The sequence below is a fragment of the Labrenzia sp. C1B70 genome (assembly GCF_000475395.1).
Classification (GTDB): Bacteria; Pseudomonadota; Alphaproteobacteria; order Rhizobiales; family Stappiaceae; genus Roseibium; species Roseibium algicola.
The window spans coordinates 345,635-372,004 of sequence record NZ_AXCE01000004.1 but is presented as its reverse complement, the minus strand read 5'-3'; the positions used below and the strand labels follow the sequence as shown (position 1 = coordinate 372,004).

Annotated in this window: 18 protein-coding genes and 1 tRNA gene; 11 read left to right on the top strand and 8 right to left on the bottom strand. The window is 60.2% G+C overall.

The window, feature by feature from the left end; translation table 11 throughout:
* Positions 1 to 170 precede the first annotated feature (170 nt).
* Positions 171 to 539 carry a group 1 truncated hemoglobin gene (locus Q666_RS39985; RefSeq protein WP_023002640.1) on the top strand — a complete coding sequence of 123 codons (369 nt, stop codon included), beginning with the start codon at positions 171 to 173 and terminating at the stop codon, positions 537 to 539.
* Positions 536 to 1,588 carry an adenylate/guanylate cyclase domain-containing protein gene (locus Q666_RS39980; protein WP_023002639.1) on the top strand — a complete coding sequence of 351 codons (1,053 nt, stop codon included), beginning with the start codon at positions 536 to 538 and terminating at the stop codon, positions 1,586 to 1,588. Before Q666_RS39985 ends, Q666_RS39980 begins: the two co-directional genes overlap by 4 nt.
* Positions 1,589 to 1,706: 118 nt before the next feature.
* Here the strand turns inward: Q666_RS39980 and Q666_RS39975 are convergent, their stop codons facing one another.
* From Q666_RS39975 to Q666_RS39955, 5 genes are all read right to left on the bottom strand, one after another.
* Complete coding sequence (locus tag Q666_RS39975) at positions 1,707 to 4,625, bottom strand: AsmA family protein (protein ID WP_023002638.1); 2,919 nt, start codon at positions 4,623 to 4,625, stop codon at positions 1,707 to 1,709.
* A gap of 283 nt (positions 4,626 to 4,908) precedes the next feature.
* Positions 4,909 to 6,051, bottom strand: coding sequence for a DUF1513 domain-containing protein (locus Q666_RS39970; RefSeq protein ID WP_023002637.1), 1,143 nt, complete (start codon positions 6,049 to 6,051; stop codon positions 4,909 to 4,911).
* Positions 6,041 to 7,120 (bottom strand): imelysin family protein, encoded by a 1,080-nt coding sequence (locus Q666_RS39965; RefSeq protein WP_023002636.1) that lies wholly within the window; start codon positions 7,118 to 7,120, stop codon positions 6,041 to 6,043. Before Q666_RS39965 ends, Q666_RS39970 begins: the two co-directional genes overlap by 11 nt.
* On the bottom strand, positions 7,120 to 8,649 hold the full coding sequence (locus Q666_RS39960; RefSeq protein WP_081713194.1) for a di-heme oxidoredictase family protein: 1,530 nt from the start codon (positions 8,647 to 8,649) through the stop codon (positions 7,120 to 7,122). The genes Q666_RS39965 and Q666_RS39960 overlap by 1 nt, the downstream gene beginning before the upstream one ends.
* Positions 8,650 to 8,731: 82 nt before the next feature.
* On the bottom strand, positions 8,732 to 9,994 hold the full coding sequence (locus tag Q666_RS39955; RefSeq protein ID WP_023002634.1) for an imelysin family protein: 1,263 nt from the start codon (positions 9,992 to 9,994) through the stop codon (positions 8,732 to 8,734).
* A 308-nt stretch (positions 9,995 to 10,302) separates the two neighbouring features.
* Here Q666_RS39955 and Q666_RS39950 point away from each other — a divergent pair, with 308 nt between their 5' ends.
* From Q666_RS39950 to Q666_RS39940, 3 genes are all read left to right on the top strand, one after another.
* Complete coding sequence (locus Q666_RS39950) at positions 10,303 to 10,779, top strand: TerB family tellurite resistance protein (protein ID WP_023002633.1); 477 nt, start codon at positions 10,303 to 10,305, stop codon at positions 10,777 to 10,779.
* A 94-nt stretch (positions 10,780 to 10,873) separates the two neighbouring features.
* Positions 10,874 to 11,629: a glutamine amidotransferase gene (locus tag Q666_RS39945; protein WP_023002632.1), complete on the top strand. Its 756-nt coding sequence runs from the start codon at positions 10,874 to 10,876 to the stop codon at positions 11,627 to 11,629.
* 240 nt (positions 11,630 to 11,869) lie between these two features.
* The gene (locus Q666_RS39940) at positions 11,870 to 12,487 is read left to right on the top strand and encodes a GNAT family N-acetyltransferase (protein WP_208993979.1); all 618 of its coding nucleotides are present in this window, start codon (positions 11,870 to 11,872) and stop codon (positions 12,485 to 12,487) included.
* Positions 12,488 to 12,934: 447 nt separating this feature from the next.
* Here Q666_RS39940 and pyc read toward each other — a convergent pair whose 3' ends face one another.
* A complete protein-coding gene (gene pyc, locus Q666_RS39935; RefSeq protein WP_031270079.1) occupies positions 12,935 to 16,375 on the bottom strand; it encodes a pyruvate carboxylase in 3,441 nt (1,146 codons plus the stop codon).
* Positions 16,376 to 17,174: 799 nt separating this feature from the next.
* Here pyc and Q666_RS39930 point away from each other — a divergent pair.
* From Q666_RS39930 to Q666_RS39915, 5 genes are all read left to right on the top strand, one after another.
* Entirely contained in the window at positions 17,175 to 20,297 is a 3,123-nt protein-coding gene (locus Q666_RS39930; protein WP_023002629.1) for a DEAD/DEAH box helicase, read from the top strand.
* A gap of 35 nt (positions 20,298 to 20,332) precedes the next feature.
* The gene (locus Q666_RS0132890) at positions 20,333 to 20,698 is read left to right on the top strand and encodes an RNA-binding S4 domain-containing protein (RefSeq protein WP_031270077.1); all 366 of its coding nucleotides are present in this window, start codon (positions 20,333 to 20,335) and stop codon (positions 20,696 to 20,698) included.
* 215 nt (positions 20,699 to 20,913) lie between these two features.
* The gene (gene fdxA / locus Q666_RS39925; protein WP_031270075.1) at positions 20,914 to 21,246 is read left to right on the top strand and encodes a ferredoxin FdxA; all 333 of its coding nucleotides are present in this window, start codon (positions 20,914 to 20,916) and stop codon (positions 21,244 to 21,246) included.
* A gap of 456 nt (positions 21,247 to 21,702) precedes the next feature.
* Positions 21,703 to 22,287, top strand: a complete 585-nt coding sequence (locus Q666_RS39920; RefSeq protein WP_023002626.1) for a CarD family transcriptional regulator — start codon at positions 21,703 to 21,705, stop codon at positions 22,285 to 22,287.
* Between the two features lie 190 nt (positions 22,288 to 22,477).
* Complete coding sequence (locus tag Q666_RS39915; RefSeq protein ID WP_023002625.1) at positions 22,478 to 23,341, top strand: RNA polymerase factor sigma-32; 864 nt, start codon at positions 22,478 to 22,480, stop codon at positions 23,339 to 23,341.
* 111 nt (positions 23,342 to 23,452) lie between these two features.
* Here Q666_RS39915 and Q666_RS39910 read toward each other — a convergent pair whose 3' ends face one another.
* Together Q666_RS39910 and Q666_RS39905 are read right to left on the bottom strand one after the other, a co-directional pair.
* The gene (locus tag Q666_RS39910; protein WP_208992226.1) at positions 23,453 to 24,979 is read right to left on the bottom strand and encodes a M48 family metalloprotease; all 1,527 of its coding nucleotides are present in this window, start codon (positions 24,977 to 24,979) and stop codon (positions 23,453 to 23,455) included.
* Positions 24,939 to 25,838, bottom strand: a complete 900-nt coding sequence (locus tag Q666_RS39905; RefSeq protein WP_152533282.1) for a hypothetical protein — start codon at positions 25,836 to 25,838, stop codon at positions 24,939 to 24,941. Before Q666_RS39905 ends, Q666_RS39910 begins: the two co-directional genes overlap by 41 nt.
* Positions 25,839 to 26,219: 381 nt before the next feature.
* Between Q666_RS39905 and Q666_RS39900 the strand changes: the two genes are divergently transcribed.
* Positions 26,220 to 26,296 (top strand) — tRNA-Arg (locus tag Q666_RS39900).
* The last annotated feature ends 74 nt before the right edge of the window (positions 26,297 to 26,370 follow it).

The following is a 26,370-nucleotide window of genomic DNA, read 5'->3' as shown; positions in this document are numbered from 1 at the left end:
AAGGCACGAATTTACGATCTGACAGGCAGCAGGCGACAGAAATACATCATGCTTCCCAGAGGAAGCAGGAGAATGACGCAAAGGAATAGTCGACACAAAATCTTTGCATTGCCAGAATAGTCGACTACTCTCTTATTCTTGATCTCATTCTGAAAATCGAGTTCTGCGGCATGCCTGCGACATTGTTTGAAAAGTACGGCGGCTTCGGGTCGGTGAGCCGCATCGTAATGACCTTTTACGACAAGGTTCTCGATTCCGACGAGATCGGTGACTTTTTCGACGACGTCGATATGACCCGCCTGATCGATCATCAGACCAAGTTTATCTCCTACCTGTTGGGCGGGCCGGTCAGCTATTCGGAAGAGCGGCTGAGACGAACCCATGCCACCCTTGACCTGAAAAACGAGGACTTTGACGAAGTTGCACGTCTCCTGCGCGAGACGCTGGTGGAACACAGGTTCGACCCTGCAGACATCAAGTCCGTGATGTCGGCAATCGAAGCGCGACGTTCCGCCATTCTTTCGACCGGTGCGACATGAGCATCACCGCCATCAACCAGCAGCTCTTGCGCGCGATCGGGGTCGGCATTGCCGTCGTCAACAGCAAGGACCTCCAGTTCCTGTTCCAGAACGCTCCGTTTTCCGATTGGTTCGGCAAGCCGGAAGCCGTCACCACGCTTGCCGATCTGCTGCCGGATATCGACATCGAACAGCTTCGTGAAGCAATCAAAGACCAGGGACGCTTTTCCGGAGAAGTCTCCGTCAAGCTCAAGCGCCGGACCCTGGTCATCGCCCTGACCGTTTCGCCAGCTGAAGAGCAGGAGTTCCTCGTCGTTGAGTGCCAGAACATCACGCGGATCCGCGAACTGGAGTCGATGATCGACAGTTACTCCTCCATGGTAGAGCGGAATACGCGCGAACTGGAACGCGAGAAGGAACGTGTCGAGCGTCTGCTGCTCAACCTGATGCCGCGTTCGGTCTACGAGGAGTTCAAGACCTTCGGTGTCGTCACGCCGCAGCTTTACGAGAGCGTTTCCGTGGTCATGCTCGACTTCGTGGACTTCACGAAATTCTCCGCAGAGCACGACCCGACGGTGACGCTTGGAGAACTGAACGACATCTTCACCGCATTCGACCGTATCGCCGAGCAATTCGGCTGTGAGCGCATCAAGACTATCGGCGATGCCTATCTTGCCGTTTCAGGCATGCCCGAGCCCTCGCCGGATCACATGCGCGCTGTTGCCAACTGCGCCGTGCGCTTCATTCGTTACCTGGAGCGTCGGAACCAGAGCCATCAACACAAGTGGCGGGCGCGTGTCGGACTGGGTACAGGATCGGCAGTCGGTTCCGTCGTCGGAATCCAGAAGTACGTTTATGACATCTTCGGCTCGGCAGTGAACCTTGCCGCACGACTGCAGGAATTCGCCAATCCCATGTGCGTCGTTGCACCGGATGCCATGAAGGAATTCCTGGTGGACGAGTTTCACCTGGAAGACCTTGGCAAACGCGAGATCCGCAGCTTTGGAGAAATGCGGCTGATGCGAGTCAGCCCCGGTGTCGAACTGGCCCATCGGGCGCGCCAGTTCTGACCGGACAACAGGTCCGCTGCCAGACCACTCGCACACCCGAACGAAACCCGCCCGGTCAGTCCCACGGCAAAAGCAAAGGTGCGGCCCCCAAATGCAGCACCTTTGCGCCAATGTGCCGTCAGTTCTTGTTTTTCTTCTTGTTCCCGAAAACGTTGCCCAAAAGGCCGGAAGGCAGGCCGAAGCCTTCTTCTACCGCTTTCAGAACTTCCTCGTCATCGACCTCGCCGTCCAGAACCTTCTGAACGTCGATCTGGGTCTTGCCGCCGGTCGCCTGGTTGATGACCTTGTTGGCCTGGTCAACCAGCTCCTGGGACGGTTCCTTCTTTCCCTGAAGAATGGAGATCAGCTCACCGCCGGTCTGCTGCAGTTGCTTGTAGGCTGCCTCCGGGTTTTCCAGAATACCCTTGATATCCGGATAGATCCGCGGATCGTTCCACGGACCTTCGATCACGATGGGCACACCTAGGCCGGCCAACTTCTTGTCTTCGCCCTTCCGCCGAGGCTGCGGGGCCTGGCCTTCCAGCGTCGGCACGATCTTCGGCTCCACACGCCAGGAAAGTCGCTGCGCCGGCATGTCCGTCGTGCCCTTGCCGGTCATGCGAACCAGCGGCCCGATCAGCGACAGATCGTCGGTCTTGGCAATGCCGTTCTGGATCTGGAACGTTGACCCGAGCGAGCTGAAATCGGTCTTGGCCGACGGATTGGCCTGCCATCCGAGCAACGTCTCCACCGACAGGCCACGCACCATCTGCGGCACGTTGATGCCCTTGATCGCGCCGTCGGCGAATGTGTAGTTGGCTGTCCCGTTCAGGGCCTGCACCAATGCCTGTTCGCTGCCGCCTTTGGAGGTAACATCCAGGTTGATGTTGGCCTTGCCTTCGATCCAGCTGAAATCGGCTGCATCGCGCAGCAACGGATAGGCATTGAGGTTGGCGAGAGCAAATTTCGCGGCAACTTGAGGTGTTGCGGACGCCCCGTTGAGCGTAACCGTACCGGTGCCGGAGCCGCCGTAAAGTGCCAGCTTTTCCAGGTTCGCAGTCAGCACACCGTTCTTGATGGTGGTCGACAGGGCGCTCTGGTCGATCTTGATCTTGTCCCAGCGGATTTCGCTGGTGGTCAGCTTGAAGTCCGCGTCGATCGCGTTGAGACCGGAGAAATCTATCGGCTCTGTACTCCAACCACCTGCCCCACCGCGTTTGCCGCCGCCAGCCGAGGATTTTCCGGACGCCTGGCCAGAACCGCCGCCACCGCCGCTGCCTGCGCCCGAAGACGATGTGCCGCCGAGATAGGGGTCGAGCACAAGCTCCCGCAGATCCAGCCGCGCGGTAACGCTTGGCTTGCCACCAAGGACGATCCGTCCGTTGGCTTCACCCGACGTATCGTCCAGCGTAAACCGTGTTTCCTCGAATGAAATCGTCTCGCCTGCAACGCCGAAGATGCCCGAAGCCTTGAAACGCTTCAGACCGCCACCGCTGCCAAGCGGTTTACCGAGCCACGCCATGAGCCCGCGCAGGTCGGCAGTATCGACGCTGACCGCACCATCAAGCGCACCGTCGCGCGAAGCCCGACCATTGAAGCCGGCGCTCACGCGATTGCCTTTCACGCTCACGGAAACCGGCGCAGCTCCCCCCGCCAGCAGGCGAGCGGTGTCGCCTTCGCCGGTCAGGCTGAACGCTTCGCCGCGCCAGGACAAGGCACCGCTGAGCGATATCGGGTTTTCCAGTCCCTGCAGATCGATATCCATGGCAAGGTTCGTCAGCCGGTCCGCTTCCGGATCGCCGCCGACCGCCGAAGCAAGCCCAAGTCCGCCAATCTCGCCCTCGGCGATACGTACGGACCCCGTGATATCAAGACCGGCAAGCAGTTCCTCCCCTGTCTGCCCCACGGTTGCAAAGGCAAGGTCGAGGCTGAGTTTGCCGCTTGCAGGCAAATCCCTGCCCGCCAGCTGCAGGAGATCGGCAATCGAACCGTCTTTCAGCACCAGCCGGCCGGAGACTTCAGGAACGCTCCCAGACAGATCCGCGTCCGCCGCACCGCCAAGAGACAGTTGGCCAAGCGTGATGTCGAGATCAGCCAGCGACAGCATGGCCTCGGTGCCTGCAACCTTGGCCGACACGGCAAAAGCACCCGGATCGGCGGCAAGGTCCTGCCCGGCCAACGCTGCGAGAGCCTTCAGGGATGGCCCGGCGGCTGTGAGAGCCAGCTCAGCGCGCATCGGATCCAGGCCGGATTGACCGGTGACCGAGATGCTGTTTTCACCGCTGGAAATTTTCAGATCTACCGGAACCTGCTCCCCGCCCATGAGAGCGAGCGGGTTGGTCAGGGATCCTGCGACGGCGACCGGCATTTCGCGGAACGTGAAGCTGGATGTCAGATCCACCTCACCCGACAGGCTGGGCGCCTGCAGGCTGAGATCAAGGTTGGAGATACGAACCGGCTCGGCAGCATCCGGCGCCTTGTAGGTCACCGTGCCGCCGGTGATCTGCAGGCTGTCGACACCAATGCTCTTGAGATAGCCCTCGGGAGCTGCGGCTGTGTCTGCCGGTCCTGCTTCAGACGCAGGCGCAGGCGCTGGCGTGGCTTCCGCCACCGCATCGGTTTCAGCGTCGCCGGTTTCAGCCTCGATCAAGTCGCCAATGTCGCTGATGTCGCGGCGGGGCTCCCAGCTCGTGGTGCCGTTCGGGCCGATTTCCAGATAGATGTCCGGCTTGTCCAGGGCAATTCCGGTCACCTGGATATTGCCGGAAACCAGACCACCCCAGGCGAGCCCAAATTCGACACGCTCGGCCTTGGCAAACTCGATCCCGTCGGCACCGGCCTCGCCGGCAAGGCCGATATCTTCCGCAACCAGCGAAAATCCGGGAAACAGCGACAAGGACACAGGTCCGTCCAGGCGCACGCGCCAGCCAAAGCGCTTGTCCACCTGCTCAACTACCTGACGCTTGATTTCGTCCTTGGGCAGGAACAGCGGCACCACCAGAATGATGGTTACCAGCATGAACAGCAGACTGCCCAGTCCGATCAAAAGCCGACGCATTTAGTGTCTCCCCGTCGCGAATCGGTCCCCAATGTAGACCAATCGGGCCGGAACGTCCCCAAGCAGAAGCAAACGCTTGCGCAGGAAAGGAGACAGAACGATCAAATACCGGCACATCGGTCTACAACACCGCATACCGCCCCTGGGACCGGCATACGATCACGATCACTGTGCCAGTCGATTTTGACAAAAGCAGGAAGTCTGCCGAATTTGCCCCAGGTTGGCACCATTCAGGCTGAAAACAGCCTGAGTGGTGCAGGATTCGGCCGTCTGCTGCTCTGTCTCAGGACAGGGCAAACATGTGATTGTCCCAGGAAATGCCCGGTGGGCGAGCCAGAATTTCCGCCGGCTGGGCAGGATCCTCAACAAGAGACAATGCCCCGTTGCCGTCAGATATCAGAAAGCTGCCCTGATCGATCGGCGCAACGCCGCATCCGTCGGCAATGGCCTCGGCACCCAGGAATGCGCCGTTATCGGCCTTCCAGAACAACGTCTGCCCACCCCTTGGAGCGGACGTTGCAATGACCTCACCGCTTGCGTTCGCGGTCACCGAGCCGATGTAGTTCTGAAGGCCTGACGCGATACCTGTCGGAATTTCCGTCAGGATGGGTGCTTCGTCCCGCGAAAACACGCCAACCAGAGGCGGCAGGTCTGTTTCCGGCCCTTCGAACTGACCGCCGACCCAAGCCCGCCCTTGTCCGTCCAGCGCCATATGCCGGAGCGACAGCTGGTGCAGGGAAGCGTCCAGTGCGTGGCTGGCATGAAGATCACCGGTTTCGCGATCCAGGAACACCACGGTCGGCGCCATGGTGTCGAGATTGAGCTTTTCACGCCCCTTGTCCGGATGGGTCATGATGCCGCCATTGGCAACGACAAGCGTGCGCCCGTCCGGCGCGAGCAGGAGGTCGTGCGGACCGATGCCATGGGTCTCGATCTCGCCGATCCGCTGAACCTGACGGCCACTCATGTCGTAAACGCCAATCACGCCACGGGCAGCGGCATAGTCGTTTTCGACCGCATAGAGCAGTCTGCCATCAGCGGAAAAACAGCCATGTCCATAGTAATGGCGACCAGGTTCCGCCGTGAGAACCTCCGGCTCCACATCCTGATATGGCCGAACCACGACCGCGAATGTGCCGGGCCGGCGGGCAAAGGCCACAAACCTGGACTTGTCAGGAGAAACCGCGACGCCGTGGCCCCGTCCCGGCAGACCGATCCTGGCCAGAACCTGTCCAAGATCGTCGACAACACCAACCCCATAATCGCCGTTTTCAAGCTTGTAGGCGCTCACGAACAGCGGCACGCCGTCGGATGCTTCCCGGTTCAGAAGGCTTGCCGCCAGCGTCGAGCCGGAAAATGCCGGCAAGGCGGCAAGGCCGCCGAGTGCTGCCAGAAAACCACGCCGGGAAAGGGGCTTAGTCACCATCGAGCGCATTGAAACCTCCAGCAAGTTCCAGGGCACCTGCAAGTTCAAGGGCAATCGTGTCGCGAAGCGATTTCAGCGTGATCGCCAGGACAACCATCTTGTCGTAGGCATCGCCTTCTTCAAAGGACTGGCGCAAGGGCGGATCTAGGGTCCCCAGAAGAGTGACAGCATTGCCAAACTCGAAGTCGAGCGTGTCGTAAATCCAGGTGAAATCGTCCGGCGTCAGGTCTTTCAGGTCCAGGGAAGCAATGGCCTTCTGAATGCCGAGCAGCTCGCCGTTGAGATAGACCACGCTGTTGCCGGAGCGCGAGAACGGAAAGCGCGTCGCCCTGGCCTTGTCCTTGTCGGTTCCCAATGCCGGAAGCACATCCTGATCCCGCGCGATGATCAGCCCCGTGACCAGCGCGTTGAACACGCTTTCCAGCGCTTCCTTCGACGTATGGAACCGCTCGTTGCCACCTTCGGCTGTCAAGAGCACCTCGCTGTATCCGTCGGGATCCTGCCAGCCGGTAGCGATTTCGCTGGCCATGGCCGCAAGGTTTTCCGAAATCGCCAGAGCATAACCGCAGCTGAAGTCCTTGCCGTCGTCTGCCTGCCCCAGCCGAACCGCACTGTCCTTGTCGAAAGCGAGCAATTCCAGTGCCGTCAGTCCCTGAACCGCGACGCTCTTGTCCTTGAGCGTCGCCGCAGACACCGCGTCCTTGTCTTCAGAAGCGAGAAGCTTGCGGATCTGGCGTTGCGTGATGCCACGCGGGTCGGGCAGGAAAGCCAGCCGACTGAGGCGATCGTTGTCGATCAACGGGCCAAACCGCAAGAAATGCACATGGGAGAAATCCCGCACAGTGTCTGAAAAGGCCGTCCTGAACCCCTCGACCGATGCTTCGTCCGCATTTGCGCAGACCGCTCGAACAGCGTCCGGCAGATTTGCAGAGGTTTCGGCAAACGCACCGGTTGCCGGTTGGATATAGGCCTCGATCAGATTGTCGAGTTTCGGCTCGTAGTCCGTGGCGAACGCGGGCTGGGCGATAACGGCTCCGGAAACGAGAGCGGCAAATAGCAAACAGCGCATCAAAGGGACTCCAGAAAACGTATAAGCGATTGTCGGTCGGCGGGCGGAAGCGCAACCACAGCGTCGCGCGCCTGTCGGGCTTCGCCGTCGTGCCACAGGACCGCTTCCAGCAGATTACGTGCGCGGCCGTCGTGCAGGAACCGGGTGTGATTGTTGACAGTCTCGGTCAGGCCGATGCCCCATAGCGGCGGCGTACGCCACTCCTGTCCACTGGCGTCACCCACCGGGCGATTGTCGGCGAGGCCTTCGCCCATGTCATGTAACAGGAAATCCGAATAAGGCCAGATCAACTGGAACCTGTGCGCCGGATTTTCCGCCTTTCGACTGGTCACGAATTTCGGTTGGTGGCAGGCCGGACAGCCTGACTGGTAGAAAACCTGCTTGCCTTTCAGCACCTCGGGATCATCCACGTCGCGGCGCATCGGCACCGCCAGGTTTTCCGAATAGAAAGTGACGAGATCCATGACCGGGTCCGGAGCTTCCGAGACACCGAGGTTTGCCTGTTCGCCATGAGGCAAGGCGCGGCAAGCTGTCTGCGCCTTGGTGCAGTCGCCGTAATTGTCCGGCATCTCGGGCGTCGAAATGCCGATATCACCGGCAAACGCTGCCGCGGACTGGGCACGGATCGAGGATTTGGAAGCCTTCCAGCCGAAACGGCCAAGCGTTAACGCACCCGTCGCGGGGTCACGAACCCGGCTGACCTTGCCGGAAATTCCATCACTGTCGATGTCGTCGGGGTCCGCAAGCGCTTCAATGTCGCCGGCATGAATGGCCTGCACCAGACCGAGGCCGATCATGGGCGGGGCCGCGCGAGCCGAAATCATGGTGTCGGGGTGCATGTCGCCATATCCAAGATCCCGGATCTTGTAGACGGGCTTCTGCAACACAGCCTTTTCCCCACCGGCCAGCGGAACCTCGATCTCCTCCACGTCAATATCGAAGCGTCCTTCTCCGTGCAGGCCCGGCACCGCAAAGGTCTGGAACTGACCGCCGTAGGTCGGCTCCGGCACCAGCAGGATATCCTTGTCGGCAAGTGCCTGGCGCTGCGCCTCGGACTGAGGCGGGATGGACAGGCGAAGGAACATGGAAACGGCGTCTTCACCCGCCCGCGGCGGTCGGCCCCGGCCATCCTTCAAGTGACACCCCTGGCAGGAGCGCGCGTTATAGAGCGGTCCCAGGCCATCCGATGCCTGTGTCGACGAGGGAGAAGACGCCCAGAGCTTCTTGAACAGCCCGTTGCCCACCTTGAAGGTGGCCTGTTCTTCGAAGGTCAGATTGGCATTGGAGTGGGAATAGGCATCCCGGTTGATCCGCTTTCGGGACGTACCGGCCCCGCCCTGCATGATTTCAAAGGCTTCAGCGGCTTCGAAATCGGCCGGCGGCTGCAGAACCTTCGCGGCCTTGATCCTGTCCTTGGCCGAAAGATCATCCCGGTGAGACAGCGTATCATCTGAAAGAGCGGTTCCTGCCGCCAGGCAGAAACACAAAAAGACGCCCGTCATGGCGCCCGGTCTGGGGACCAGTCTCATATTCGCATCCTGACTGTAATCCGCGAGCCCCAATTCGCGGACAAGCCGTCAGGCGGCCGATGCCGCCTGACGATCTGTTCGATTATTCGAAAACGGCGCCCGGGTTGTCCAGGCTGTCGGAACCTTCAAACGCGATATCGTCGAGTTCAAGCACCTTGACGACCCGCTCGATGGAGGCCGTCTGGTCAACCAGCGCATCGACAGCGGCCTGCACGACGGCGTTGCCCTCGTCATTGCCTTCGCCGATCATCTGGTCATAGGCTTCGCCGCCTTCGGCCCGGGCCTTCATGGCTTCGAAAGCCGCCAGCGTGGCGTCGAGCTTCGTCTTCATTTCTTCCGCCAGCGCCGGATCCTTTTCCGCCACCAGATCGGCCAGGGACGCACCGGAAACATCGTTGCCGACCGGGCTCTTGTACGACCCGAAATAGACGTTCCGGATGCCGACCACGTCGTTGTAGTGCGACATGTGGGTGTTGTCGGAGAAGCAGTCATGCTCTTCTTCCGGATCATGCAGCATAAGGCCAAGCTTGATGCGCTCACCGGCCAGTTCGCCATAGGAAAGAGATCCCATGCCGGTCAGGATGGTAGCAAGACCACCGGCCTCGCCCTTGCCGGCCAGCTCTTCGCGCGCAGCCCCGTCAGGAGCCCAGGCATTGGCCATTTCTTCAAGATCCGAAATCAGAAGATCGGTTGCGGCCTGCAGATACTGAATGCGGCGCTCGCAATTGCCACCGGTGCAGTTGGCCGGATCAAAGTCGGTGGCTGGGCGGTTGCCGGCACCAGCTTCGGTGCCGTTGAGGTCCTGACCCCACAGCAGGAATTCGATGGCGTGGTAGCCGGTCGCAACGTTCGTTTCCACTTCGCCGGCTTCCTGAAGGGAGTCTGCAAGCAGGGTCGGCGTGATTTCGGTGGCATCGATGGTTTCACCACCGACCTTGAGTGTCGGATTTGCAATCACGTTGGCGACGTAGAGATCGTTTTCTTCCGATTCATCACCGTAGGACGCGTCGACATAGTCGATCAGGCCTTCGTCGAGCGGCCAGGCATTCACCTTGCCTTCCCAATCGTCGACAATGGCGTTGCCGAAACGGTACGCCTCTGTCTGCTGGTAAGGGTCGCGTGCTTCCTTCCAGGCGGCGCGCGCGGCTTCCAGGTTTGCTTCGGTCGGCTCAGCTACGAGCTTGTCGATCGCGGTCTTGAGCGTCTTGGCCGTTGCGAGCGAGTCCGCATATTTCGCCTGGGCGATGTCGCCGTAGGTCGACAGAACGTCGGAAGGTGCTGCAGCCAGGGTCGGTGTGACGAAAAGGGCAGAAGCGGCCAGAAGGCCAAGCTTGAAAGTATTCATTGATCCATCCCGTAATATGTGTCGCCCGCAGTGCGCGTGGACCGTCTCTGGGCGAAACCTGAATGATTTTGTGGCGCGGAAACACGCGCCGCAGGGAGAGGGAAACCATTTCATGAGGCAGGAAGTCAAGTTATAATTCCAAAAAAATCAATAGTTTAGAACAGTTCCAAAAAGTTGACTTATAAATGCCGGATTTGATTCCCATCTCAAAGTCTTAAAGCCGACATCAACCCTTTGATGGTAAAGAGGGAATGGTATAGCAATAAAAGCCGGCCTGTTTGGGGGGCCAGGCAACAGGAACGACAGACATGCTCAATGCGCTGAAAAGTTTTGTTCGGGAGCTGACCTTTGGTGACAGCGGAGAAAAGACCTTCGCCGAAGACGACAAGCGCCTGGCTGCGGCGGCTCTCTTGTTTCACCTGATCGATATCGACGGCGTGATCGAGGAAAGCGAAAGCTCGAAGCTGCGGGAAATCCTGCGCAAGCACTATGACCTGACGGACAAGGAAACGACCGAACTGATCGCCGCCGCCAAGCAGCGCGACGAGGAAGCGGTCGATCTGTACGGCTTCACATCGGTGCTGAAGCGCACAACCGACGAGGAAGAGCGCCTCGCGATCGTCGAGATGATGTGGGAAATCGTCTATGCCGACGGCCACGTGCACGAGTTTGAGGACAACACAATCTGGCGGGTTGCCGAGCTTCTCGGTGTCTCCACACGTGATCGCATGACCCTGCGCCACAAGGTTGCCCAAACTGCCCCGGAGACCGACGAACTGGACTGATCGCCCACGCGATAATCAGCCGGGACGCGTATTTATGCAGGATGAAGTGGCAACGGGACTCGATTTTCGTGCCGACCTCCCTCATATTAAGTCCATGCTTTTTCAGTCCGATCCCGTGAAGAACCGACCGAAAGTCCTGATTGTCCTGCATCAGGAGCATTCCTCGCCCGGACGAGTGGGCCTTGAGCTTGTAAAGCGCGGCTTCGCGCTGGACATCCGCAAGCCTCGGTTCGGCGACCTTCTCCCCGACACCATGGAAAACCATGCCGGCGCCGTTATTTTCGGCGGCCCGATGAGCGCCAACGATCCCGATGCCTTCATTCAAAAGGAAATCGACTGGATCGGTGTTCCGCTTGCCGAGGAAAAACCCTTTCTCGGCATCTGCCTTGGTGCGCAGATGATGGTCAAGCATATGGGCGGCACAGTTACGGGCCATCATGAGAGCCTGGTTGAGATCGGCTATTATCCGCTGCAGCCGACCGAGGCAGGCAAATCCCTGATGGACTGGCCGAAAAAGGTCTATCAATGGCATCGGGAAGGGTTCGACCTGCCCCGCGGCGCCGATCTGCTGGCCTCCGGACCGACTTATCCGAACCAGGCGATCCGCGTCGGATCTTGCGGCTACGGCATCCAGTTTCACCCGGAACTGACCCACCAGATGATGGTCCGCTGGACGACCAAGGGCGCCCCACGCATGGAGCTGCCCGGCGCCCAGCAACGCCGTGACCATTTTGCCGGACGCTTCGTTTACGATCCCGCTGTTCGGAAATGGCTCGACCGTTTTCTGGACCTCTGGATCGGCACGGCCGCCGCCCCGGTTTGTCACGGCATGTTGAAGGCAGCGGAATAACCGGCGTATCAGACCCGATACCCCGGCAAGCCATTGCTTTAACGTGGCCCTGAACTGCCTCCACCGTCATTCCGGACAAGCAAGGCGAAGCCGTGCGCAGATCCGGAACGACAGTGGCGGGGGCTCAGGCGCCTCGAATTCTGCAACAATTGTCACCGGCCTCCCCTTGCGCGTCTCACCTCCGGTGACAGACGAAAGAAAAACAAAAGTCGCCCCAAATAATCCCGAACGGCTTTTGAAATGAGTGTCGCAAGCACCCAATCTTTTAATGACGCCGATTGCGCAACTCTTGCGAATAAGGCTGTCTATGCGGCGAAACAGAAACCGCAAGCTTCTGGCAATCATTCAGGAGTGGGAGTGACACACGCTTTGGACCGTCCAGCAATTCACCTTCACAACGCCAGGCCCGAAGAAACAGAAACCCTGGCTCGTATTGGCCTGGAGGCCTGGCTGAAGGGCATTGCCCCTCTTGTCCCGGACAAAGTCCGTCAGGAGATCCTTGCTGACAATCCATTTATTCCCTTTCTTAAAACATTCGGGCCTGCGGTGATCGTCGGAACAATCAACGGCGAACCTGCAGGCATCGGCGCCTGCGAACACGCCGAGGACACTATCTCCGACATCTGGGTCGCTCCTGCGTTCGAGGGGCTCGGTGTTGGGACAGCCTTGGTCAGATCACTTGAAACAGAGATCCTCAACCGTGGTCACCCTGTTGCCTACATCCAGGTTGCCGCGCTCAACAGCCGCGCCTTTAGCCTGTACCGCCATCTAGGATATCGGGAAGAATGGCGGCAGATGAGCTTCGATCCGATCCTGAAGGTAGAGATGGAAAAAGTTGGACTATCGAAACAGCTCTAGCCCTTGGCCAAGCGAAAATCGGAGCAGCTCCTAGGACTACATTCGAAGAAACTCGACTATCGTCTCTTGTTACCCCACACACGTTTCCACAGGAGACGCGGGCGGTGCCCCAGAAAAAGACAGGGCTCGACGCAATTTGCATCTGCCCGGGAATACTGGATCCCGGGTCTGCGCTACGCTTCGCCCGGGATGACAATCGAGAGGCACATCCACCGTCATTCCGGACAAGTGCAGCGAAGCTGCACGCAGATCCGGAATCCAGCGCATCTGCGTGAGCACAGCGAACCCTCAAGCTGGAAGAAAGACGCGCTTGAAGGCGAATGATATCCGGCTTCCGGATCTGCACGCGGCTCCGCCGCGCTGGTCCGGAATGACGGGTGAGGCGGACACAAAAAGGCCGCCCGGAATGGATCCGGACGGCCTTTGATTGGTGCTGTCGCCAGCATCTTAGCTTTCGAAGACCACCAGAAGGTCCTTGGCGTCGATCTGCGAACCCGGTGAGACCAGGACTTCCTTGACCTTGCCGTCGCGTTCGGCGTGGAGCGCGGTTTCCATTTTCATGGCTTCGATGGAGACCAGCACATCACCGGCGGTGACATCCTGGCCGGCGGTGATCGCCACCGTGGAAATGACGCCCGGCATCGGTGCTCCGACATGTGCTGCATTACCGTCCTCGGCCTTGCGCATTGCGGCAGCTCCGGTGGCGCCATGGGCGCGGTCCGGAACCTTGACGTTGCGCGGCTGGCCGTTGAGCTCGAAGAAGACCTTCTTCTCGCCCTTCTCGTCGGTCTCGCCGATCGCCTGGCAGCGGATCACCAGCGTCTTGCCGGCTTCCAGATCGACGGAGATCTCGTCACCCGGTTCCAGGCCGTAGAAATAGACCGGGGTCGGCAGGACGGACGTCGGACCATATTGCTGCTGGGCCTTGTCGAAGTCGGTGAACACCTTCGGGTACATCAGATAGGAGGCAAGCTCGGTGTTGCTGATGCCGTGGCCGGTCTTATCGGAAACAGTCTTTCGCTCCGCATCCAGATCGGCATCCTTCAGGAGCGACCCCGGCCGCACGGTGATCGGGGTTTCGCCCTTCAGAACCTTCTTCTGAAGCGCTTCCGGCCATCCGCCCGGAGACTGGCCGAGGTCACCGTGCAGCATCTTGACGACGCTGTCCGGGAACGCGACATCCTTCGCCGGATCCTCGACCTCCGCCACGCTCAGCCCCTGGCTGACCATCATCAGCGCCATGTCGCCGACGACCTTGGAAGACGGGGTCACCTTGACGATGTCACCAAACATCATGTTGACGTCGGCGTAGGCCTGCGCCACTTCGTGCCAGCGGGTTTCCAGGCCAAGCGAACGGGCCTGTTCCTTAAGGTTGGTGAACTGCCCGCCCGGCATTTCGTGCAGGTAGACTTCCGATGCCCCGAAGCGCAGGTCGCTTTCGAAGGCACGATATTGGGTCCGCACCGCTTCCCAGTAGAACGAGATCTGGCGGATCGTCTTGGCGTCGAGGCCGGTATCACGGTCGGAACCGCGCAGGGCTTCCACGATGGAGCCAAGGCAAGGCTGGGAGGTCAGGCCGGACAGCGCGTCCATGGCTGCGTCCACCGCGTCGGCGCCCGCTTCGACCGCTGCCAGAACAGTGGCCGCGGCGATGCCGGACGTGTCGTGCGTGTGGAAATGGATCGGCAGGCCGACTTCCTGTTTCAGCGTCCGGATCAGGACCTTGGCTGCTTCCGGCTTCAACAGGCCGGCCATGTCCTTGAGACCCAGGATGTGTGCGCCGGCTGCTTCCAGTTCCTTGGCAAGGCCGACATAGTATTTCAGGTCGTATTTTGGCCGGGCACTGTCCAGCATGTCGCCGGTATAGCAGAGCACGCCTTCGCACAGCTTGCCTGCTTCCTGGACCGCGTCCATGGACACACGCATGTTCTCCACCCAGTTGAGGCAGTCGAACACGCGGAAGAGGTCAATGCCGTTTTCAGCGGCTTCCGCCACGAAATACTTGACCACATTGTCCGGATAGTTGGTGTAGCCGACACCGTTGGAGCCGCGCAGCAGCATCTGCAACAGGATATTCGGCGCCTTTTCGCGGATCTTGTGCAGGCGTTCCCACGGGCTTTCGGTCAGGAAGCGCATGGCAACGTCGAAGGTCGCGCCACCCCAGCATTCCAGCGAGAACAGGCTCGGCAGACCGGCTGCATAGGCATCCGCGATGTTGACGATATCGTGGGTCCGCATGCGGGTTGCCAGCAGCGACTGGTGCGCATCGCGCATGGTCGTGTCGGTCACGAGCGTCCGCTTCTGGTCCTTCATCCAGTCGGCAAAACCCTTCGGACCCAATTCGTCCAGCAACTGGCGTGTGCCGGAGGGCTTGGCATCGCCGAAGTTCGGGATGACGGGCGCGGCCACATCCTTCGGCGGACGTGCGCGGCTCTTGGTTTCCGGATGACCGTTCACCGAAACGTCGGCGATATAGGTCAGGAGCTTGGTTGCGCGGTCCTGACGCTTGGTCTGCTCGAAAAGGGCCGGCGTCTCGTCGATGAACCGGGTCGTGTAGTTGTTGGCCTTGAAGTCGGCATGGCTGATGATGTTCTCCAGGAACACCAGGTTTGTCGCCACACCGCGGATACGGAATTCGCGCAGGGCGCGGTCCATGCGCTTGCGGGCGTCTTCCGCCGTCGGGGCCCACGCCGTGACCTTTTCAAGAAGCGGATCGTAGAAACGGGTGATCACCGCACCGGAATAAGCCGTGCCGCCGTCCAGACGGATGCCGAAGCCCGTCGCTCCGCGATAGGCGGTGATGCGCCCGTAATCCGGAATGAAGTTCTGCTCCGGATCTTCCGTCGTGATGCGGCACTGCAGGGCGTGGCCGTTGAGACGGATTTTGTCCTGGGAGGGAACGCCGCTTTCCGGCGTGCCGATCTTCTCGCCTTCGCAGATCTTGATCTGTGCCTGGACGATGTCGATACCGGTGACCTCTTCCGTCACCGTGTGTTCCACCTGAACGCGCGGGTTCACTTCAATGAAGTAGATGGCACCGGTGTCGGCATCCATCAGGAACTCGACCGTGCCGGCGCCGCGGTAATTCACCGCCCGGCCGATCTTCAGACCATATTCACAGAGTTCGGCCCGCTTTTCGGCCGAAAGATACGGCGCCGGAGCGCGCTCGACCACCTTCTGGTGGCGGCGCTGGATGGAACAGTCGCGCTCGAACAGATGAACCACGTTCTCGCCGTCACCCAGGATCTGAACTTCGACGTGGCGCGCCCGCTGGACCAGTTTCTCCAGATAGATCTCGTCCTTGCCGAATGCCGCCATGGCTTCGCGCTTGGCCGCCAGAACTTCCTTGGCCAGGGTTGCTTCGTCCGGAATGACGCGCATGCCGCGGCCACCACCGCCCCAGGAGGCCTTCAGCATGACCGGGTAGCCGATCTCGGCGGCCTGGCGCTTGATTTCGTCCATGTCGTCCGGCAGCGGGTCCGTTGCCGGCATCACCGGCACACCCGCCTCGATGGCCAGATTGCGCGCGGCCACCTTGTTGCCCAGGCGGCGCATGGTTTCGGACTTCGGTCCAATGAAGGTGATGCCGGCTTGTTCGCAGGCATCCACGAATTCCGGGCTTTCGGACAGAAGGCCGTAACCGGGGTGAATGGCGTCTGCACCGGAGAGTTTGGCAACGCGGATAATCTCGTCGATGGAGAGGTACGCCTCGATCGGCCCGAGCCCCTTGCCGACCTGATACGCCTCGTCGGACTTGAACCGGTGCAATGCCAGTTTGTCCTGCTCGGCATAGATCGCAACGGTCTTCATGCCCAGCTCGTTGGCGGCACGGAACACCCGGATCGCGATTTCAGATCGGTTAGCAACGAGAATTTTTGTTATCGCCAAACGCCTTCTCCCCCTAATTTTACGCAAAACGAAAAGCCAGTTTCGGCAAGATTTCTACTTTGGTCGGAGGCGCTTGAAAAGGGGCAGAAGCTATGTCCTTTTTTTAACTTGGAAAATAATTTTGCGTCTGCGCCCGTAACTGTAGGAAAACGAACACTAATTCGATTGAACCCCAGATCCTCCCGGACTTTTTGAAAAAGGTGCAGCGCAGCAATTTTCAGATCTGGACAGGCACCGAAACCGCAAAAACCGGCTTGCGTGGCTGCTGACCATTTCGGGACACATTCCTGTCGGCAAGACAAAATCATCCTCCGGACGGCCCAACTGCGTAGACACCGCTCTGCCGGAAACCCACTAGATCTTGTGAGAACAAATCCGCAACCTTTAGGAATCAGCGATTCGTCCAAGATTCGTTCACCCTGTGTCCCTGGGTAAACGGCATTCTCCCTCCGGCGATGATACGCGTTTATGGAAAATTAATCATTGACAGAGATTCGGAGCAAATCAGCCACAACCGCGCAAAACGACTCAAGCTCTTGACCAGATTCAGGATTTTGTGGCTCTACCCACCCCGCAAACCACATGTCGTAGGGAACAAATCCTGAATCGTCCGGAGTCGCTGATTCGGTTTCGGTTTGTTCCAGAGTCGTTCTCCACAACATATTTCAACCGTCAAAAACCTGACCGGCTGGCCAAAAGAATAAGGACATGCCCGCCCCGGCTGTGCTAGACACGCGACACCAGATATAGGCGCCATCCGTTTGCGCCGATCCGAAGAAAGCCGATCACAAGCCTCCCCATGCCCCGTCCCCAGACCCTGCCGCTGCCGCCGTCTGCCCGGTCCCGCACTGTGACGGCCGTGCTCGGACCGACCAATACCGGCAAGACCCATCTCGCCATTGAACGCATGCTGGCCCAGCCTTCAGGGCTGATAGGGCTGCCGCTGCGCCTGCTCGCGCGTGAAGTCTATAACCGCGTTGCCGACCGCGCGGGTCCGGAAGCGGTGGCGCTGGTCACCGGCGAAGAAAAGATCGTCCCGAAGAACCCGCGGTTCTGGGTCTCGACGGTTGAGGCCATGCCGCTGGACCTGAAGACGGAATTCGTCGCCATCGACGAAGTGCAGCTGGCGGGCAACCTCGATCGCGGTCATGTCTTCACCGACCGCATCCTGAATGTTCGCGGTCAATCCGAAACGCTCCTGCTGGGTGCGGCGACCGCACGTCCGCTGCTGGAAAAACTGCTGCCGGGCATCAATGTGGTCACGCGGCCCCGCATGTCCGTGCTGGAATATGCAGGCTCCAAGAAGGTTTCGCGCCTGCCAGCTCGTTCGGCCATCGTCGCCTTCTCGTCAGACGAAGTCTATTCCATTGCAGAACTCATCCGTCGCCAACGCGGCGGGGCGGCCGTGGTGCTCGGCTCGCTGAGCCCGCGCACGCGCAACGCGCAAGTGGAACTGTTCCAGAACGGTGATGTCGATCACCTGGTTGCGACCGACGCCATCGGCATGGGGCTGAACCTTGATGTCCATCACATCGCCTTTGCAGGTAACCGCAAATATGACGGCTACCAGTACCGCCAGCTGACCGCCTCGGAGATGGGTCAGATCGCCGGACGGGCTGGCCGCCACACCAAGGATGGCACCTTTGGCGTGACCGGACGGGTCGATCCGTTGGACGACGACCTGGTCGAACAGATCGAAAGCCACCACTTCGACAGCCTGAAAGTGCTGCAATGGCGCAACAGTGCGCTGGATTTTTCGTCGGCAAACGCCTTGCGCTCAAGCCTCGACATGGTGCCGCGTGAAGAGGGTCTCGCAAGGGCACCCATTGGCGACGACATCACCGCCCTTGAACATTTATTGCGCGATCCCGCAATATCCGGCATGGCAAAGGGCGGAAATGCGGTCGAATTGTTATGGGACGTGTGTCAGGTCCCCGACTATCGTAAGATCGCCCCGGCGAACCACGCAGAGTTGCTCAACACCATTTACACCCACCTGATGCAGGACAATGCGATTGCCGATGACTGGTTCTCGCGTCAATTGGCCTTCGCAGACCGGACAGATGGTGATATCGACACTCTCGCAAACCGGATTGCACATATCCGGACCTGGACCTATGTCGCCAACCGTCCCGACTGGCTGGCCGATCCGGCCCACTGGCAGGGCGAGACGCGCGACATAGAAGACAAACTATCTGACGCCCTTCACGAGCGGCTGACGCAGCGGTTCGTGGATCGGCGTACAAGTGTATTGATGCGACGTTTGAGAGAGAACGCAATGCTGGAAGCGGAAATTACATCGAGCGGCGATGTGCTCGTGGAAGGTCAGCACATCGGGAATCTGCTTGGCTTCCGGTTTGCCCCTGACGCGGCAGCTGAAGGACCGGACGGCAAGACCGTGCGTGCCGCAGCCCAAAAGGCCCTGACCACCGAAATCGAATCCCGTGCGGACAAGCTCGGCAAGTCCGAGAACTCCGATTTCGTGCTGACGTCCGAAGCCGTGATCCGCTGGCGCGGGGAACCCGTGGCCAAGCTCGTCGCCGGAGAAGAGGTGCTGACGCCCGTCGTGCTGCTGCTGGCCGATGAACATCTGACCGGCCCGGCACGCGACAATGTACAGGCGCGGCTTGATCTGTGGGTCAAGGCACAGATCGACACCCTGCTGAAACCGCTTGTCGACCTGAAGGCCGGCGAAGGCCTGGAAGGTCTTGCCCGCGGCATCGCGTTCCGCATCGTTGAAGGCCTCGGCATTCTGGAACGCCAGGAAGCGGCCGACGAGATCCGCCAGCTCGACCAGGACATGCGCGCCAGCCTGCGCAAGCACGGCATCCGCTTTGGTGCCTATACCGTGTTCGTGCCCGCCCTGCTGAAGCCTGCGCCGAGCCAGCTGCTGGCACAGCTCTGGGCCTTGAAGCACGGTTCGCTGGACATGAACGGCATGGCCGAGCTGCCACAGCTGTCCGCATCCGGCCGCACGTCCATCCCGGTTGATGAAACAATCGACAAGGCACTTTACAAGGTTGTCGGTTTCCGCGTCTGTGGCCCGCGTGCCGTTCGCGTCGACATTCTGGAACGTCTGGCTGACCTGATCCGTCCGCTGATCGCCTGGAAGCCGCTTGATGCGGAAGTCAGCCCGCCGGAAGGCGCGGTCGCAACCGGAGGCGGCTTCACCGTCACTGTTGCCATGACATCGCTGCTCGGCTGCGCCGGCGAGGACTTCTCCGCCGTGCTGAAATCCCTCGGCTACCGGTCCGAGACCAAGGAAGTGCAGCGCCCTGTTGCGGCCAAGCCGGCAACGGAAGCACCAGCAGAAACGCCGGTGGCGGAAACTGCTGCGACCGAAGCGGACACTCCCGCCGAAGCAACCGCTACGGAAGAAACGGCTACGGAAGAGACGGCCGAAGCCGTGTCCGCCGAAGCCGCTTCTGAACCGGCCACTGCCGAAGCTGAAGCGGTGTCCGAACCGGCGGAAGCCCCCACCGAAGCTGAAGCATCTGCCGAAGGCGCAGCCGCTGAAACCGCCGCTGTGGACGCAACGCCGGATGCACAGCCGGAAGGCGAAACCGCTGCTGCTGAGGCCACTGCGGGTGAAACCGAACTGGAAACGGTGACCATCGAGATCTGGCGTCCGGGCCGGCACGACCGCCGTCCACGCGGCCGTCAGGACCAGCGCCGTGGCGGCGACAACCGCCGGGGCCAGGGCCAAGGTCAGGGCGCCAAAGGTGGTCAGGGCGAGAAGCGTCACGGCAAGGGCGGACCGAAAGGCGAAGGCCGCGGCCGTGGTGGTCATGGCGGCCAGAAGGGCTTTGACGGTGGCAACCGCCGCGACAAGGCCCCAAGGGACAAGCCGATCGATCCGAACTCGCCCTTCGCGGCCCTGATGGCCTTGAAGGCGAATATGGACAGCAAGGACAAGAAGTAATTCCTGCGCCTGAAAACAATGCTGCCGCCGGCAGCCTGCGCATCGACAAGTGGCTCTGGTACGCCAGGGTCACCAAATCCCGCTCTCTTGCCCAGAAGCTGGCGACATCCGGTCATGTCCGGGTGAACAAGGACAAGATCGATTCCGCCAGCAAGACTGTCCGAACCGGCGACGTTCTGACCATCGGATTGGATCGCCGTATCCTCGTCCTCAAGATCCTTGCTCTCGGCACCAGGCGCGGTCCCTATGAAGAGGCCCGCAAGCTTTACGAAGATCTGTCGCCCCCGCCCCCGCCGAAGGATGCCCCGCTGCCACCTGCGCCTGCACAGCGCGAAGCCGGTGCCGGTCGCCCGACCAAGCGCGAGCGGCGGAAAATCGACGCGTTCCGCGGCGGCGATTGACGCTGTTTCCTGCCAAAGCCCGGAAAACAGAAAAACTTTCTCTTTCAGGCCCGGACTGCGTCATCCAGAGCGCTTGCGCCCGTTTGACAAAAACGATACCCAACATCTGCACCAGACGTTATACGTGCGCCTTCTTTGCGAGAGCGGCACGAAACTGACCGCCAGGGCCTTGCGCAAATCGGCTGCAGGCTGCCCGGCGCCGAATGAGGATAGCGATGACCTACGTCGTCACGGACAATTGCATCAAATGCAAATACACCGACTGTGTTGAAGTCTGCCCGGTGGACTGTTTCTACGAGGGTGAGAATTTCCTCGTCATCAATCCGGACGAATGTATCGACTGCGGCGTCTGCGAGCCGGAATGCCCGGCGGAGGCGATTTTGCCTGACACGGAGCCCGGCCTCGAGAAATGGATCGAGGTCAATGCCGAATACTCTGAGAAGTGGCCGAACATCACTGAGAAAAAAGAACCGTTGCCGGACGCTGAAGAGTTTGACGGCAAGGAAAACAAGTTCGAAAAGTATTTTTCGCCGAATCCTGCGTCCTGATTCGCGAAAACTGCTTGTGCGGCAGACTGCCGCAAGACAAACAAGAACTGCTTAAAACGGCGATTCTTCCATCTTTTTCAGGTACCTGCCCGTGGCGACCGGGCGGGGCCCTTGTGGTGTTTTGGCACCATTAAAGCTCAGTACTTTAATTTTCCACAAAAGTGTGGTACACATGGAAGATAGTCGCCAACCACGAGAACAACCCCCAAAACGGAGTCTTTGAAAACTGTCCCGGGTATCAACAACCGGACAGATCAAGCTCCCGGCAGCTCATATGACTGATCAAGGTTCTAAAGTGGAAAACGTCGACTGACCAGCCCTGACACGCCGCATATCAACAGGCGTTCCATTACGGATCGCTCTGCGGGGTTCGTGTCGCACAAGAACAGGGGACCGCACCGCGGTCCGTCATCGGTCCGAACCCGGACCGCCAACTGCGCAGGAGAGAATACGAGTATGGCAACGAACACCAAAAAGACCGCGCAGCGCCAAGGTTTCAAGACGGGCGAGTACATTGTTTATCCGGCGCATGGCGTCGGCCAGATTACCGCCATTGAAGAGCAGAACGTTGCAGGTCACTCTTTGGAGTTGCTCGTTATCGTTTTTGAACAGGACAAGATGACCCTTCGTGTCCCGGTGGCAAAGATTGCCTCCGTCGGCATGCGCAAGCTTGGCGACCCTGCGGCCGTCAAGAAGGCTCTCGAGACCGTTCGTGGCCGCCCGCGCGTTAAGCGGACGATGTGGAGCCGCCGCGCTCAGGAATATGAAGCCAAGATCAACTCCGGCGACCTGATCGCGATCTCTGAAGTGGTTCGCGATCTTTTCCGCTCTGAAAACCAGCCGGAACAGTCCTACTCTGAACGCCAGCTCTACGAAGCTGCGCTCGACCGTATGGCCCGCGAAATCGCGGCAGTGAACAAATGTTCCGAAACCGAAGCGGTCAAGCAGATCGAACAGAACCTGGCAAAATCTCCGAGCCGCATCAAAGCCGCTGAGGAAGCTGCAGCGGAAGACGACGAGGACAAGGAAGAAGCCGCTTGATCCAAGCGGATTTTCCGAACGCGAAAATCGACGAGGGCCTGGAGAAATCCGGGCCCTTATTCGTTTTGGCACCATCACCTCGCGCGCTGTTCACGCGAAAGTGCACAAAAACTGCCCCAACGGTAGCGATAAGTGATCTAACCTACGCTTCGGTACGTATTTCCCCCGATAACATATCGGAGCGTCGATCATGTCCCAGAGCGAGAAACGTCAACTGGTAAGGGCCGCGATGAAAGCCCCCTACCTCACGCGCGAAGAGGAACTGGAGCTTGCGATCCGCTGGCGACATTACCGGGATGAGAAAGCGCTTGAGAAATTGTCGCTCTCGCACATGCGCCTGGTCATTGCCGTTGCCTCACGCTTCCGCAACTTCGGGCTGTCGCTTGGCGATCTGATCCAGGAAGGCCATGTCGGTCTTCTGGAGGCTGCCGCCCGGTTCGAACCGGAACGGGAAGTGCGCTTTTCCACCTATGCCACGTGGTGGATCCGCGCTTCCATCCAGGACTATATCCTGCGCAACTGGTCGATCGTTCGTGGTGGCACCTCTTCCTCCCAGAAAGCCCTGTTCTTCAATCTTCGGCGCCTGCGTGCCAAGCTCTCCGGCAATCAGACTCCTCTGACCGACAGCGAGCTTCACCAGAAGATCGCCGACGCAATCGGCGTCAAGCAATCCGATGTCGCCCTCATGAATGCGCGGCTGTCCGGCCCTGATACCTCCCTGAACGCCCCTGTGACCGACAGCGAAGGCTCCAGCGCGGACCGTCAGGACTTCCTTGTGTCCGATGCCCCGTTGCCGGACGAGATCGTGACCGTCAACATCGATGCCGAACGCCGGCGTCGCTGGCTGTCCTCCGCCCTGGAGGTTCTCAGCGAGCGCGAATTGAAGATCGTGCGTGAAAGACGCCTGTCGGAAGAGGGCGCCACGCTGGAATCGCTTGGCGTGAAACTCGGCATTTCCAAGGAACGCGTGCGGCAGATTGAAAGCCGGGCCATGGAAAAACTGAAATCCGCCCTGTTGGCAGCACAGCCGGACAGGGCCGCCTACAGCACCTGACCTCTATCTCCTCCAAGTAACTCTGACGGGCGGACCTTCCGGTCCGCCTTTTTTTGAGCTGCGTCAGTTTTCAGCCAGACAAATGCCGGAGCCGAACCGGGAGAAAAACCGTCAGTCGACGATCAGCTTGATCGCCGTGCCTGTCGGGATCGCCTGATCGGCGTTCAGATCGTTCAGGATGGAGAAGAATTCCAGCCGCCGTGAAGGCTCGACACCGCTCATGCCGATCGCCAGTTTCCGCGGTGTGTCGCCAGGCTTGGAGGTGACGACCTTGATCCGGAGCGAGCGCAGGCGGGCACGCTCGGTCGGCGACAGCTGCTGGAAGCTTTCCACCGTCTGGTGGAAATCCCGGTCGAACGTTTCATTGGGCGAGCGGCTGGCAAAGATGAAGCGATACCCTGTCTTGCCGATCCGGATCACTGCAATGCGGAAGGACCAGCCCTGGGTGATGGCCGCCCCGGTGACCGCCGGCAGACCGTTGATCGTCGTTTCGCGGACGCTTTCGGGCAGCAGGCCGTTGATCCAGCCGGAGTTCATGTAATCACGCAGGCCGGAATAGCTGCTGACATCTGCGCCGTCGAACCGGATCGCCGTGCCGTCGCCATTGCTGGCCAGAACCGCTTCGGGCGTGTTTTCCAGAATGTAGCCGGAAGGCACGGTGTAGCTGATGCCGAGCGCCTTGTGCAGGAAGGAACGTCCACGGACGAAGCCTTCAAGCGGGTCGTCGCCGAACAGCATGCCGTCGATCTGGCTGAGATAGCGGGTGCGGTCACGCTCGCCGATGCCCGGTGCACCGATCTGACGGGCCGCGCGGATGGCAATCTGCAAGCGCTCCGGCGTGGAGGGGTGGGAAGACAGGAAGTCTGGCGCGGTCGAGCCCGACTTGTCGGCGGACTGGTAGCGGGCGAAGGCTGCCATGGACCGCAGGAACCGTGCAGCGGCATAGGGGTCGAAACCGGCCCTTGCGAGGGTCTTCACACCGATATCGTCGGCTTCAAGCTCCTGCACCTGGCTGAAGCGGGCAAAGGAAAGCTGCGACGAGATGATCGCCTTGCGGGCTTCCTCGCTGTCCTGCACCACGTCGGTCAGGATCTTGTTGGCAAGCTGCTTGGCTTCAGCGCGTTGCTGCCGCTTGATTGCGTGGTTCGCCGTCACATGCGCCATCTCGTGCGCCAGCACGGCGGCAACTTCCGACGTGTCGTTGGCAAGGGCCAAGAGGCCGCGCGTGACATAAAGATAGCCGCCCGGCAAGGCGAAGGCGTTGATGGCCGGCGAATTCAAAATGGTGATCTTGTAGCTCTGCGACGGGTCTTCCGATGCCGCCACCAGCCGGCCGACAACGCTCGCAACAGCCCGCTCCGCGCCGGCGTCCTTGTAGACACCGCCATAGGTGGCCACCACGCGCGGGTGCTCGCGCTCACCGATATCGGCCGCAAGGTTGGGGCGCAGTGTACCGGGCGTTACCGTGCCGACGGTCGGTCCGTCGCCAAGCAACTGGCAGGAGGCCACCAGAAGCGCGGAACCGCCTGCAACAAGGTTGCGCAGCCAGGTGCGGCGCAGGCCGCGCCGTGCGGGCAAACATGCCGGCTGACGGAAATCAGTTGCTGCTTTGGCCGTCACGTCCTGCCCTTTTGTCATTCAGTACCACCAGTTGCTCCGGATGGCGGAGCACCATAGACGGTCCGTCCCTTTCCTGAACGGAGCCGCGTATTTCGACAACCTGCCCTTCCAGGGCATCCAGCGTCCAGCCGGACCGCCCGAGGGCCGTGTTGACGTCGTCCTCAGCTGAAGCCTTCAGCGTGACCGTGAAATCTGTTTTCCAGTATTTTCCGAAGTTCAGATAACGGGTGCTGCGCGTTTTTCCAAGGGAAACAATACGTCCTCTTGCAATAACATAGTGCCCGGAAGCGTCGCTGAAAGACTTTGGCGCGGCTGCGGAATAGACAAGACGCGGCGATGTCTCGCCCCAAAGGCCCGCTCGTGCCAGGCTTGCCTGCGTTTCCGCGGCCCGCAAGGCGTCTGCACACTCAGCTCCGGCATGACCCGGAGCAAAAATGGCAATGCCTGCCTTCAAAAGCTGTTCCTGCAGAAGCGCGGAATTGCCATCATCCGACGCGAACACCCAGCCGGGCGTTAGCCCCCAGCGGTTTTCCGGTCCAGCCGCGGCTGCGGCCAGCTCCAGATCAGGCCGACTTTCCAGATAGGCTTGCAAGGTGTTCCGGCCGGCATCTTCGCCGCCCGCCTGTCCTGACGCCTGCACCGGCATCTGGATATCGCTCGCAAGGAAGCGGTCTCCGGCGGCGGACACGAACAAGGCCTCGGTGCTGTCGAAGGTCACCTGAACGGGTTGTTCCCGCACCCCGGCGCAAACATCGGCAGCCACGGACGTTTCCGGGCGCGCCACCGGCGCGCGCTCGTCAGCGGCAACGGCCTGGGTCAGCAGAACGGCAGCACAGCCGGCAAGCAACGGCGCGGCAGCCGTGCGCAGGGTTGTCACCCGCCCGGCTTTTCTCCATCCCGTTTTCTGTCGCCGCTGTGGCACGTCCGCTTCCTTCACCTTGTTACGCGACCCTTTTCCGGAACGCTTCCTGCAGGCAGGCAGCGCAAGGCACACGTCACCCGACAACATGCATGGCATCGGGCAAGGCTGAGAAAGCGGTCACGATGATCCAAACTGCTAAGCAGCGAATAAGGCAAGTCCAAGACACGCCAGTAAAACGGCAGTAAAAATCAGGACAACGCGGGAGCAGCCCAAGGCGCGTCAGCATCCCCCTCGCCGCGCACCGGCTTTCTCGACAAACAATCCCCATCGGCAGCTACAGTCTGTTGCAGCCAGGGGTCGCCACGGACGTCAAATCATGCTAATCGACCGCATAAAGGCCCCGTAGCTCAGCAGGATAGAGCATCAGATTCCTAATCTGAGGGTCGCGCGTTCGAATCGCGCCGGGGTCACCAGTTTTCCTGATCTAGCGAATAAGTTTTGAGGTTGCCGCACCATGATACGCTCGTGCTGCATCCCCCAACCGATC

What these genes read in the sequence shown, in the direction of transcription:
- Q666_RS39985 (WP_023002640.1), top strand. Translation starts at nt 171, where the DNA reads ATGCCTGCGACATTGTTTGAAAAGTACGGCGGCTTCGGGTCGGTGAGC.
- Q666_RS39980 (WP_023002639.1), top strand. Translation starts at nt 536, where the DNA reads ATGAGCATCACCGCCATCAACCAGCAGCTCTTGCGCGCGATCGGGGTC.
- Q666_RS39975 (WP_023002638.1), bottom strand. Translation starts at nt 4,625, where the DNA reads ATGCGTCGGCTTTTGATCGGACTGGGCAGTCTGCTGTTCATGCTGGTA.
- Q666_RS39970 (WP_023002637.1), bottom strand. Translation starts at nt 6,051, where the DNA reads ATGGTGACTAAGCCCCTTTCCCGGCGTGGTTTTCTGGCAGCACTCGGC.
- Q666_RS39965 (WP_023002636.1), bottom strand. Translation starts at nt 7,120, where the DNA reads ATGCGCTGTTTGCTATTTGCCGCTCTCGTTTCCGGAGCCGTTATCGCC.
- Q666_RS39960 (WP_081713194.1), bottom strand. Translation starts at nt 8,649, where the DNA reads ATGAGACTGGTCCCCAGACCGGGCGCCATGACGGGCGTCTTTTTGTGT.
- Q666_RS39955 (WP_023002634.1), bottom strand. Translation starts at nt 9,994, where the DNA reads ATGAATACTTTCAAGCTTGGCCTTCTGGCCGCTTCTGCCCTTTTCGTC.
- Q666_RS39950 (WP_023002633.1), top strand. Translation starts at nt 10,303, where the DNA reads ATGCTCAATGCGCTGAAAAGTTTTGTTCGGGAGCTGACCTTTGGTGAC.
- Q666_RS39945 (WP_023002632.1), top strand. Translation starts at nt 10,874, where the DNA reads ATGCTTTTTCAGTCCGATCCCGTGAAGAACCGACCGAAAGTCCTGATT.
- Q666_RS39940 (WP_208993979.1), top strand. Translation starts at nt 11,870, where the DNA reads ATGAGTGTCGCAAGCACCCAATCTTTTAATGACGCCGATTGCGCAACT.
- Q666_RS39930 (WP_023002629.1), top strand. Translation starts at nt 17,175, where the DNA reads ATGCCCCGTCCCCAGACCCTGCCGCTGCCGCCGTCTGCCCGGTCCCGC.
- fdxA (WP_031270075.1), top strand. Translation starts at nt 20,914, where the DNA reads ATGACCTACGTCGTCACGGACAATTGCATCAAATGCAAATACACCGAC.
- Q666_RS39920 (WP_023002626.1), top strand. Translation starts at nt 21,703, where the DNA reads ATGGCAACGAACACCAAAAAGACCGCGCAGCGCCAAGGTTTCAAGACG.
- Q666_RS39915 (WP_023002625.1), top strand. Translation starts at nt 22,478, where the DNA reads ATGTCCCAGAGCGAGAAACGTCAACTGGTAAGGGCCGCGATGAAAGCC.
- Q666_RS39910 (WP_208992226.1), bottom strand. Translation starts at nt 24,979, where the DNA reads ATGACAAAAGGGCAGGACGTGACGGCCAAAGCAGCAACTGATTTCCGT.